This window comes from Acinetobacter sp. YH12098 (assembly GCF_013419235.1).
Taxonomy (GTDB): Bacteria; Pseudomonadota; Gammaproteobacteria; order Pseudomonadales; family Moraxellaceae; genus Acinetobacter; species Acinetobacter amyesii.
In genome coordinates this window covers 1-10,864 of record NZ_VPAO01000062.1, presented here as the reverse complement: position 1 = coordinate 10,864, position 10,864 = coordinate 1, and the positions used below count along the sequence as shown (strand labels likewise).

9 protein-coding genes, 1 rRNA gene and 1 pseudogene are annotated in these 10,864 nt (G+C 40.3%); 8 read left to right on the top strand and 3 right to left on the bottom strand.

What is annotated here, in order from left to right; genetic code table 11:
• The first annotated feature begins 11 nt into the window (after nucleotides 1-11).
• From rrf to FTU38_RS15870, 6 genes are all read left to right on the top strand, one after another.
• Nucleotides 12-126: ribosomal RNA gene (gene rrf / locus FTU38_RS15895) — 5S ribosomal RNA — on the top strand.
• A 229-nt stretch (nucleotides 127-355) separates the two neighbouring features.
• Nucleotides 356-907 carry a DUF4256 domain-containing protein gene (locus tag FTU38_RS15890; protein WP_180009692.1) on the top strand — a complete coding sequence of 184 codons (552 nt, stop codon included), beginning with the start codon at nucleotides 356-358 and terminating at the stop codon, nucleotides 905-907.
• A 407-nt stretch (nucleotides 908-1,314) separates the two neighbouring features.
• Nucleotides 1,315-2,664: an aromatic acid/H+ symport family MFS transporter gene (locus FTU38_RS15885; RefSeq protein WP_180110345.1), complete on the top strand. Its 1,350-nt coding sequence runs from the start codon at nucleotides 1,315-1,317 to the stop codon at nucleotides 2,662-2,664.
• An 84-nt stretch (nucleotides 2,665-2,748) separates the two neighbouring features.
• A complete protein-coding gene (locus FTU38_RS15880) occupies nucleotides 2,749-3,699 on the top strand; it encodes a hypothetical protein (RefSeq protein WP_180027326.1) in 951 nt (316 codons plus the stop codon).
• Between the two features lie 17 nt (nucleotides 3,700-3,716).
• The gene (locus FTU38_RS15875; protein WP_180027327.1) at nucleotides 3,717-4,028 is read left to right on the top strand and encodes an ankyrin repeat domain-containing protein; all 312 of its coding nucleotides are present in this window, start codon (nucleotides 3,717-3,719) and stop codon (nucleotides 4,026-4,028) included.
• Nucleotides 4,029-4,409: 381 nt separating this feature from the next.
• A complete protein-coding gene (locus FTU38_RS15870; RefSeq protein WP_373684014.1) occupies nucleotides 4,410-5,585 on the top strand; it encodes a PQQ-dependent sugar dehydrogenase in 1,176 nt (391 codons plus the stop codon).
• A gap of 93 nt (nucleotides 5,586-5,678) precedes the next feature.
• Here the strand turns inward: FTU38_RS15870 and FTU38_RS15865 are convergent, their stop codons facing one another.
• Nucleotides 5,679-6,719, bottom strand: coding sequence for a TauD/TfdA family dioxygenase (locus FTU38_RS15865; protein ID WP_180005606.1), 1,041 nt, complete (start codon nucleotides 6,717-6,719; stop codon nucleotides 5,679-5,681).
• A 280-nt stretch (nucleotides 6,720-6,999) separates the two neighbouring features.
• The gene (locus tag FTU38_RS15860; protein WP_180022951.1) at nucleotides 7,000-7,527 is read right to left on the bottom strand and encodes a hypothetical protein; all 528 of its coding nucleotides are present in this window, start codon (nucleotides 7,525-7,527) and stop codon (nucleotides 7,000-7,002) included.
• A gap of 383 nt (nucleotides 7,528-7,910) precedes the next feature.
• Between FTU38_RS15860 and FTU38_RS15855 the strand changes: the two genes are divergently transcribed.
• The gene (locus FTU38_RS15855) at nucleotides 7,911-8,306 is read left to right on the top strand and encodes a tautomerase family protein (protein ID WP_180111812.1); all 396 of its coding nucleotides are present in this window, start codon (nucleotides 7,911-7,913) and stop codon (nucleotides 8,304-8,306) included.
• 490 nt (nucleotides 8,307-8,796) lie between these two features.
• Complete coding sequence (locus FTU38_RS15850; protein ID WP_180111810.1) at nucleotides 8,797-10,086, top strand: glutamate carboxypeptidase; 1,290 nt, start codon at nucleotides 8,797-8,799, stop codon at nucleotides 10,084-10,086.
• A 325-nt stretch (nucleotides 10,087-10,411) separates the two neighbouring features.
• Here the strand turns inward: FTU38_RS15850 and FTU38_RS15845 are convergent.
• Nucleotides 10,412-10,744 (bottom strand): annotated as a pseudogene (locus FTU38_RS15845) (NADPH-dependent FMN reductase); the annotation flags it as partial.
• Between the last annotated feature and the right edge of the window lie 120 nt (nucleotides 10,745-10,864).

Sequence of the window (10,864 nt, the reverse complement as noted above, 5' to 3'; positions counted from 1 at the left end):
ATAACAGTTGTGCTGGCGACAATAGCAAGAGTGAACCACCTGATCCCTTCCCGAACTCAGAAGTGAAACCTCTTAGCGCTGATGGTAGTGTGGGGTTACCCATGTGAGAGTAAGTCATCGCCAGCTCTTTATTCGAAACACCCCCTGATACGTCAGGGGGTGTTTTTTTATGCGGGGAAAAAGGGAAAGTTATCAAAATAGAAAAATAATAAGAGAAGCAAATTCAAAAAATAGGAAAACGAGAGATATTAAAAAAGAATGAGGCTAAACAGCGCTAAAAATTTACATCAAGGCAAGCCTATATTCTTTATAGTGAAGTTTAGTCGCCAAAGTATAAAAACAATAGGATGTGCAAATGCTCCAAGATCTCGATAAAGTCTCTATTTTAGAGATATTGCAGCAACGCTTTGAGGCAAATATGCAGCGGCATCCAGAATTACTTTGGGATGATGTAAAAAAACAATTGATAGCACAGCCCTCAAAACTAAAAATTTTAATCGAAATGGAAAAAACAGGCGGTGAGCCAGATATTGTGACGCTGAATCAGCAATCTCAAGACCTGATATTTTATGATTGCAGCTTAGAGTCACCAAAGCTTAGACGAAGCTTGTGTTATGACCGTGATGCCTTGGAGAATCGGAAGGATCATCCTCCCCAAAATAACGTTATAGATATGGTGCGAGACATCGGTGCTGAGCTACTGACAGAAGAAGACTATCGAGCGATACAGCAAGTTTTTCATTTCGATTTAAAGACTTCGAGCTGGATTGTGACGCCAGCGGATATTCGGCAAAAGGGCGGGGCACTGTTTTGTGATCGACGTTATGATCATGTATTTAGCTACCATAATGGCGCGCAGTCATATTATGCGTCTCGTGGATTTCGCTGTAAGCTGGTGATCGCTTAATCTCAGTGCTATAAATGTTTTTAAAACAATCAAGTGCGTTAAAGCGAGCTTTTCTAAAGATGTAATTGCGTTTGTTTTTTAGACATTTAAAATTTTTCTAAACTAAAGATAGAAATAAATGATGGTGTGTCGTTCTGAAGTTTAATGAAAGAATAGAAGAATTAGGCCTGAAAATAAGGGTATTATTATTTAAAAAAATCAGTTAAATAATCATATATTGATAATGTTTAATAATTAAACTAAAGCATGAAAAATAACACAATTAACATGTACTTATAAGCGACTAGATTTATTAAACATACGTCTAATATCCCTAGAAAACACTGTTCCGTATATTCCGTGGCTGTTGAATTTTACTTAAAAATTCAATGAATGTTATGGACAAGTACTCATGGGAGATGAGAACGATGACAACGGAAAAAATAGACATAAATTCTGTAGTCGATAAGGCTAAATTTACCCCGTTCCACTTCAATGTAGTGGCTTGGTGCTTATTGATTATTTTATTTGATGGCTACGATTTAGCGATTAATGGCGTGGTTTTACCATTATTGATGCAAGACTGGGGCTTAAGTGCAATGCAAGCGGGGATGCTTGCCAGTACTGCGCTCGCAGGCATGATGTTTGGTGCCATGTTCTTTGGTTCTTTAGCGGATAAGATTGGCCGTAAAAAAGTCATTATGATCTGTATCGTTTTATTTAGTGGTTTGACCTTTGCCGGTGGTTTTGCGTCGAATCCAACAGAATTTGGTATTTTGCGTTTCTTGGCTGGTTTAGGGATTGGCGGTGTAATGCCTAACCTTGTGGCTTTAACGTCTGAATACGCGCCGCAGAAGATGCGTAGCACACTGGTAACGACGATGTTTAGTGGTTATGCAGTCGGTGGTGTGATGGCGGCACTTTTAGGTTCATGGTTCACCCCTGACTTTGGTTGGCAAATCATGTTCTTTATTGCGGGTATTCCACTTTTCCTTTTACCAGTGATTTGGAAATTCTTACCTGAATCTTTGGCATTTATGGTGAAAGAAAACAAACAGGAAAAAGCTCGCAGTATCGTGAAGCGCTTAGCGCCTGAAGTGAAAGTAACCGAAAATACAGTGTTCACTTTACCGCAGGAAAGCGTGCCTGAAGCTGCTAACGTGGTGAGTTTGTTCCGCCGTGGTCGTGCCGTAAATACATTGCTGTTTTGGGTGGCGTTCTTTACGTGCCTATTGACCATGTATGCGCTAAGCAGCTGGTTACCAAAACTGATGATGGCAGCCGGTTATTCTATGGATAACAGCTTAATGTTCATGATGGTCATGAACGTGGGCGCAGTTGTGGGTATTGTTGGCGGTGGTATTTTGGCTGACCGTTTCCATTTAAAACCTGTGCTGATGGTTTTGGGTATGATGGGGGCGATTGTGATGAGCTTGATGGGCTTCCAGTCAAATCAGTTCTTGCTATACATCTTGGTGTTCTTGGCAGGTGCTGCATCTATTGGTTCGCAAATGCTGTTGTACAGCTATGTGGCGCAGTATTACCCACTTGCTGTACGTTCGACAGGTATTGGTTGGTCTTCTGCGATTGGTCGTATGGGCGCGATTGTAGGGCCGATTCTGATCGGTGGTTTGCTTGGTATGAACTTACCTGCTCATTTCAACTTTATGGCGGTAGGTTTACCTGTACTGATCACTGCAATCGCGGTTGCGTTGATTATGCATGAAAATGACAGTGATAAGATTGATGTTAAAGAAGCATCTACAGCCAAAGCTTAAGTTGTGATTCTTTAAAAAGAAAAGCCTCCGAAAGGGGGCTTTTTTATTATATATTAGGTATTTTAATAAGTTTAATAATTAAGTATGAATGCTTTAGATAGTAAGTATTTAGAATCACATAGACTTTGCTTTTTCATACATGATGTAATAGTTGAATTCTTAAAAAGTGGTGAAGAAAAAAATATTTTTACATCTGTTTTTGATTTAGATGATGAAGAAAAAAAAGATTTAGGTAACTTTGAAGGACATATTTTAGATTGGTTAAAAAATAAGAAAAGAAATAATGAGTATGAGATAGCTATTAAAAAGACACTTATACCTGCAGTTTTATCAGATATGTTGCATTGTATATACGAAGTTTTAAAAGCAATGGAAACAGGGAAGACAACGGTTGCATACTTATTACTTAGAAAACCTATACAAGAAAATTTATATTTATTTGAAGAAATGTTATTACTAAAATCTGATTTTATTAAAATTTTTGAGAGTGATCCTTTACGGCTTAGACCGAAAAATGCTGGTGGTGTGGAGGGCCATCAGAAAAAAATTTACGAAATTCTAGGGGATTTAAATTCTATTTTAGATGCTAATTATATTGCATCTTTAAGATATGATAAGACTAATGAGGATAGTTTTGCTGGTTGTTGTAATCAGGCTATGCATTTATTTACTGAACATAAAGCAATTAAAACAGAAAATATGAATGTAAATTTTATTTTTGCAGGAGTTGAGGCTAAAAAAACTTTATATGACTTTATGTATAGTAGATTGCCTTACCTTATGTATTATTTCTATGTGGTATTTGAAAAGGTAGTAAGTTCAATTTCATGTACTACAGAAACATATTTAGTGGATATTCATAATCGTATTGCTGCCATGTTTTTATTAACATCCATGCATATAACTGAAGATTATCAAACAAAACAATACTATGATTTATGTATAGCTTTAGAGAAATTTTTAATTGCTAATTTTAACTGTAGTCTTAATTTAGATTTATTAGAATCTATAGCATCATCAGGAAAAATTAATTAAAAGCAGGTATATAATTAATGAAACTCAACTCTTTCTCCCCAATCCCTGAAGACGATGAAGAACTCCATCTGCCTGAACTGGTGTACTGGGCATCTTTAGGTGAACTGGCTGAAGTCGATAAATCTTTGGCAAATGGCATAGACGTAAACTCTGCCGATGAAGAAGGCTACAGCGCACTGCATGCAGCCGCAGAAAACGGCTATTTAGACGTAGTGAAGCTATTGGTAGTCAAAGGTGCAGATGTAAAGCACAAAACCCAATATACCGCTTTAGAACTTGCAGAAATGGCAGGTCATGATGATGTTGTGGCTTATTTGAAAAGTCTCTAAGTTCGATCGCGGAAAATCATGATCGTGAAATCCTCCAGCTGAATCTGGGGGATTTTTTTAAAGGGTCGTAAATAATCAATAGATAGAAAAAGAAAACCCCGACATCCTGTCGGGGTTTTCTTCGTATTTCGTGTTCTAGATACAACTCCTTGTCATATCTCACGTCCTGATGCAGAAACTTATTGTTATTGTTTTATGTTTCGGAAACTTCCTGTCTCCTGATAACTGTAGATTAGGCCTGTTTCATAAACTTGGAAAGCCGCAATTTTCTGCATGTCATGTAAGCCAAAACGTACAAAATTATTCTGTTACCTTTCCAAAGAAAAATCATCTGATTAATTGATTAGAATCAAATGATTATAAAAGGGAAGGGAACAGTAGATGAAACAATGCATACAATATTTTCGAACGCCTAGCCTTATCGTTGGCATCTTGATGACAGCCGCATGCCATGCGGAAAACACCACAACTACAGCACAAGATCAAACACCAAGCCAAACTCAAAATTCTGCACAAGTCCAGCAAGAACAGGGCTTTAAAATACAAAAAATCGCTCAATTCAATGAGCCTTGGGCCATCCAGCCACTTACAGACGGCCGTTTATTGCTGACTGAAAGAAAAGGTCAGCTAATTATCTTTAATCCTCAAAACCAGCAGAAAATACAGGTGAAAAACCTTCCCAAAGTTGCCTATGGCGGACAAGGCGGCTTAGGTGATATTGCACTCGATCCGCAGTTTGAAAATAATCATCAGATATATCTGAGCTATGCAGAAGCCGGACAGGGCGGTTATGGCGCTGTCATCGAAAAAGCCACATTAAACCTCAATGAAGCTGCGCCAAGTTTAAAACAGCGAAAAATCATTTGGAGGCAAATTCCAAAAGTAGAAGGTCAAGGCCATTATTCACACCGAATGCAGTTTGGCGCAGATGGAAAATTATGGGTGAGTTCGGGCGAACGTCAGAAGTTTGATCCTGCACAAGATCTGCAGTCAAATTTGGGTAAAGTACTGCGCTTAAATAGTGATGGAACACCTGCTGCGGATAATCCATTTCAGACCCAAGGCGAAGTTGCAAAGCAAGTGTGGAGCTTCGGGCACCGTAACCCTTTAGGCATGGCATTTGATGCAAAACAGCAGCTTTGGGTGGCCGAAATGGGACCGAAAGGTGGTGATGAGTTAAATCTCGTGCAGCGTGCGAAAAACTATGGCTATCCACATGTGTCGAATGGCGATCATTATGATGATCAACCGATTCCTGATCATCTTACACGGCCTGAATTTGAAGCGCCTGCCATCAGCTGGACACCGGTGATTTCACCGTCGAGTTTGATGTTCTACCAAGGGCAAAAGTTCCCCTTGTGGAAAAATAAAGCGCTGATTGGCGGATTGTCGTCTCAAGCAATCGTGATTGTGGACACAGCACATCAACCAGTAACAGAAATCCAGCGCATCGATATGAAACAGCGGATCCGTGGCTTGATTGAGGCCAAAGATGGCGCCATTTGGGGGATTGAGGACGGTGAAAAAGCATGGTTATTCAAAATTGAGCCAAAATAGCGGCTAAAAAATAAACAAAAAATTCAAAAAATAAAAAAAAAGCCCCTACGGGGCTTCTCACATACAGGCCTGCACGAATTTTAAATCCGTCAGCTAAGCCGCATAGTGCTCATCGGCATTAAATGCATTGGCTTGAATTTGAATTAATTTACGATTTCCTTGTTCTCCATTCATTCGCCAATGCGCAATTTTAATATTATCGACGATCGCAACATCACCTTTATGCCACTGCAAAAGCAGGGCATCTTTATACATCGCATCAAAAAATTGCTGCTTTTCGGCATCGCTCCATTCAATTTGTTGACCTTCTGGCGTGTAAATTTCCCAAGTCAGTTGCATGCCGTCCGCTGTCGAATCGATTTCAATCTCCCCGCGATTTTCAAAGCAATTTTTGGCCGCCTGATGGGCAAATGGATTGGTATTATTAGCAAAAGCCCACGGCTGAATCACATGCTTTTTCGTATCGGGGTGATGAATCACCAGTGGCGAACGCTGCAAGGTCAGTTTGGCTTTTTTATCTTGTCGAATCTCTAGACTAAACGGGCTCTTTTTCAGCAATAATCGGTCAAATAGCCCCACCTCGCGCGCCGAGACATAAGAAAAATGGTTCCATGCACCAAGATATTTTTCCTGTAGATGTTTCGGAAAATTCTCCCAAATCTGCTCTAAGTTATTAAATCCTGTTTCTGCCAAATACGTCGAAGGTTCCTGACAAAATAAGGCGATATAACGCGAGCGTTCTGAGCGCACACCACCTTCAACATGTGGGCCTTGTACCGAGTTTTCGACTGGACCCAATTGCACTGTGTTGCGGTCTATATAACGACGGTAGTCGCCTGCGCCGAGCAATTTCTCGCTGTATTTTCGCATCCAAGATGCAACCCAGCTGGGCATGTTGGGGTTAAATGCATTCCATGGCGTAAACTGAAAATATTGTTCAATCAGTTGGTTAAATTGTTCGGGTTGCTCGATGTTAAAACCACGAAACAGTAAGATGCCATTTTCATGGATTTGTTGTAAAAGCTCTTGTCGATGCGCGCCAATATATTGTGCAAGATCTTGCGGGCTATTGTGTTCTGGAGCGGCATGAAAAATGCGGGTAAAACTATTCAGTTGTTGCTGTTGCAATTGCATAGGTCATTCTCTAATTTTTTAATTCAATTTTTATTGTTGTCGCCTAATCCCTAAGCGCTGACAGTTCGAGCTGCTGAACTCGCAGCCGTTATTCTGTCTAAATTCTCTGCCGATTATAAGTACAGTTTTACTGTTGCGATGTAAGTATTGTTGATAAATTGCGATTTTCCGACGAATAGAGTGCGATCTCTGAATGAATGACGACATGAAAAAAGCCCTCGACATCCTATTGCAAAATCAATAAGTATTTGGACACCCATTCTTTTTTAAGTTGGACACTTTAATAAACGTATTCATTAATTTTGCAGTGTCCCTCAGTTGGTAATGTGAATACCATGCCACTCACCAACGAGCTAATACGATTACTTTCAGCCTTACGTTGCTTGGTATTCACCGACAGGGCATAAATGATCATTGTGTCCCGATACATTTTTTCAGGCTCAACTTTATAGTCAATTTCCGCAGCACAAACCATTTTTCTACTAACTTCGTGTGACGCTCTACGATAGACCTCACGATCATCACTAGCCAAAGTCAGCTTTCTTCGTAATTCTTGTGCATACTGCATATATACGCTAACAAATTCAGGGTTATTCCCATATTTGAGCTTTATGTATCCCTCAATATCATCACGCACACCATTACTATTTGCATCAATCCCACCAATGTTTTTTGTTTTATCTTCATTTTTTAGGAATTTTGATGTTCTCACTTCTTTTAGTGAATTCTGAATACTTGGATTAAGAAGCGAGGAACAGGCCATCAAAAGTATACTTAAGCAACTCAGTGCAATAACCGCTTTTTTCATAGGAATCATTTTACTTTTTTCGTTTAAATTTCGTTTTAGATGCAAAGAGTGTCTGAAAATAAGAGTGTCCAATTAAAAGAAGAATCTGTGTCCAGTACGATATACTATCAAGTGTCCAATTGGGCAAGAATATGCATCCTATCGAGGGCTTTTTAGATTCATTCTAAAGATATGACTCCTGTCATACCGATCAGCGTTCCTGCTGCATGTGCATTATTTATTTTTATTGCAAGACATCCTGTCTCTGTATGTTCTTACTATAGGCGCGTTGCTGTTGAGGCCATAGGCGTAAATACTGCAAGCGCTGTAGGTAAATGCCTACAGCAGAACATCGCTAAATCCTGCTAGTGTAGTGATCTAAATAACAACAATGAGTTTCGCGCATGCCTGCAACACAAATCGATATACGGATGCAATACAGCATAGAACAAGAACAACAGTTGATAAATGCTGTCTTTAACGCCTTACAACAGAGTTTTCAACTGCCTCGATATGACCGCAATATACGTTTGCAAGTGCATGCGCTACATCGGTTTCAGGTGCTTGATCATTTGACGCAGCCTGAGCGCTTTACACATATCACCATCGATTGTTTTGCGGGACGAACCGTGGCAACCAAGCGTAAGTTATATCAAATGCTGGTGCAAAATTTGGTGGAATTTGGCATTCCAGCCGACCATATCATCATTACCTTACGCGAAAGCCCTCAAGAAAACTGGGGGATTCGAGCTGGTCAAGCCGCCTGTGATGTCGATTTAGGTTTTCAGGTTGATGTTTAGTCTGTGCAAATACATGGAATGTTGCTTTCACGGAGCTTAAACGAAAAAAGCCCCGACATCCTGTCGGGGCTTTTTCGGATTCATTGTAGCGGTATAACTTCTGTCCTACCGTTAAGCTTCCTGCTCATTGTCTTATCATTGTTGTTTTATGTTCAGTGACATCCTGTCGCTGTATGACCTTAATATAAAAGTAATCCAATAACGTGAATAGTGTCTATTATCCGCATCTGATGTAAGCCAAAACGTACAACACCTAAATTATCATTCTGTCCGTCGCGTCAATGTATTGCACAGCATTAAGGCTCTCGACCGTTAGATCTATGCATCCATATTGATCTAAACCGCTTTTAAAACAGCAGGAAGCTGGTTTTGAAGTGACTAAAAGCCTTATCAGTGGTGTTACATATTTTTGCGATTAATTGGTTGAATGGTGAACTAATTTATCAGACATTAAAAATTCATAATGAAAAATATACAGGGAATAAGATCGATGCTAAGAACACTTACACAACAACGGACGACATCAAAACTTCAGCTCGCATTAGGCTGCGTCATTGCGCTTAGTGCTTCAGCAAGTTGGGCAGCATCTCCACAAGAGATTAAGAAAATTGCAGAAAGTCAAAAGCAAAGTTATTTAGAGACCTTGAAAACCTTAGTCAATATTGAATCTGGCAGTAAAGATATTGAGGGATTGAATCAGATTGCCAAGGTGGTCGCAGAGCAATTAAAAGCCACAGGGGCTGAGGTGAACGTGATTCAGCCCAAAGACATCATGAAACTCGATGGTGCGCCAGACCAGACAGGGCCGATTGTAAAAGCGGTACTAAAAGGCAAAGGTAAAACGAACATTATGTTGTTGGCGCATAACGATACGGTGTATCAAAAGGGCCAATTACAAGGTCAACCGTTTCGCATAGACGGTAATAAAGCTTATGGTTTAGGTATTTTGGATGACAAGCAGGGTGTTGCTGCAGTGATTCATGTCTTGGATATGCTGAAAAAGCTGAAGTACCAAGATTACGGCACCATTACGGTGTTAATTAATTCAGATGAAGAAATCAGTTCACCCGGCTCGCGCCAATTGATTATGGATACCGCTCAAAATCAGGACGTTGTCCTCTCCTTTGAAACCGGTGGTTTAGAGGGAAGCTTGATGTTAGCCACCAGTGGGATTGGTGCGGCTTATTTAGATATTAAAGGGCGGGGTTCGCATGCGGGGGTAAAACCTGAAGCAGGGGTCAATGTTTTGACAGAACTGGCTTTTCAGATTCAACAATTGGAAAATCTATCCAATCCGAAAACGGGTTTAAAGCTGAATTGGACCGTTGCGACGGCTGGAAAAACCCGAAATGTGATTCCTGACCATGCGACAGCGCAGGCAGATGCTCGTTCCTTAAAACCACAAGATTTTGCTGAGTTGGAAAAAACTTTGAAGCAAAAAGTCAAAACCAAAAAATTGGCGGAAAGTCAGGTCGAGGTCAAATTTGAAGTCCGTCGACCACCTTTAGAAGCCAGTCCACAAGCCAAAAAATTGGCCGCGACAGCCCAGCAGATTTACACAAACGAATTAAAGCTGCCGATGAAAGTTGAAACGACCGCTTGGGGTGGTTGTACTGATGCCGCTTTTGCTGGGGTTAGTTCGAAAGCCGCGATCATTGAAGGAATCGGTATGTCTGGCGATGGATTACATTCAGATAAAGCTGAATATATTTTGACAGATTCTATCGTGCCGCGTTTGTATTTGGTGACCCGCTTAATTGTGGAAAGTTCTACAAAGTAATCGCATCCGATTGGATGAGATCCATTGAGCCATGGCCCTGAGTTTGGTTATGGCTCATGTTAGAGCTACACTTGTGCAGCATTTGAAATGAAAAAAGCCCCGACATCCTGTCGAGGCTTTTTCAGATTCATTCTAGCGGTATAACTCCTGTCCTACCGTAAGCTTCCTGCTTAGTCTTATCATTGTTGTTTTATGTTCAGTGACGTCCTGTCTCTGTATGTTTTAACTTTATCGTGGATGATGCATGGCGTATAGCTGCCATCTGCCGAAAATAATGTAAGCCTGAACCTACAAAAGGCGGCATTTATCCCGCGAACGGCAATAATTAAGCACTCACATATTGCAGTAATTTTTTGAAAATCCCTTTAACCGCTTTGTTGTCAAATTCATTCGGTTCGAATTTATCTGTTTGATTACGCGTGAAAATGTCACGAATTTCAACTACAGCATTACTGTCAATTAAGCCCAATTGAGTTGCCACTTGGCGAATTTGATCAATCGAACGTGAACCATTGGCGCCTCCATAGCTAACGTATGCCGCAGGTTTTCCGCCCCATTCTTTACCGAGGTAATCCAATGCATTTTTGAGCGCAGGGCTGTAGCCGTGGTTATATTCAGGGCTAATGAAAATAAATGCGTCGCCTTGCGCGATTTTATCAAATGGAGCGTAAAACTCTGTCCTTCAGGTCAGAGATATAAGCGACACGACATGAAGTGTCGTTTGATTTAACTAAGGACTATTTTCCTTGAGTTTTGATTGTTAATATAAGTACATGAA

Bases quoted from the DNA above. Each gene is read 5' to 3' on its own strand.
- FTU38_RS15890 (WP_180009692.1), top strand. From the start codon at position 356: ATGCTCCAAGATCTCGATAAAGTCTCTATTTTAGAGATATTGCAGCAA.
- FTU38_RS15880 (WP_180027326.1), top strand. From the start codon at position 2,749: ATGAATGCTTTAGATAGTAAGTATTTAGAATCACATAGACTTTGCTTT.
- FTU38_RS15870 (WP_373684014.1), top strand. From the start codon at position 4,410: ATGAAACAATGCATACAATATTTTCGAACGCCTAGCCTTATCGTTGGC.
- FTU38_RS15860 (WP_180022951.1), bottom strand. From the start codon at position 7,527: ATGAAAAAAGCGGTTATTGCACTGAGTTGCTTAAGTATACTTTTGATG.
- FTU38_RS15865 (WP_180005606.1), bottom strand. From the start codon at position 6,719: ATGCAATTGCAACAGCAACAACTGAATAGTTTTACCCGCATTTTTCAT.
- FTU38_RS15855 (WP_180111812.1), top strand. From the start codon at position 7,911: ATGCCTGCAACACAAATCGATATACGGATGCAATACAGCATAGAACAA.
- FTU38_RS15885 (WP_180110345.1), top strand. From the start codon at position 1,315: ATGACAACGGAAAAAATAGACATAAATTCTGTAGTCGATAAGGCTAAA.
- FTU38_RS15850 (WP_180111810.1), top strand. From the start codon at position 8,797: ATGCTAAGAACACTTACACAACAACGGACGACATCAAAACTTCAGCTC.
- FTU38_RS15875 (WP_180027327.1), top strand. From the start codon at position 3,717: ATGAAACTCAACTCTTTCTCCCCAATCCCTGAAGACGATGAAGAACTC.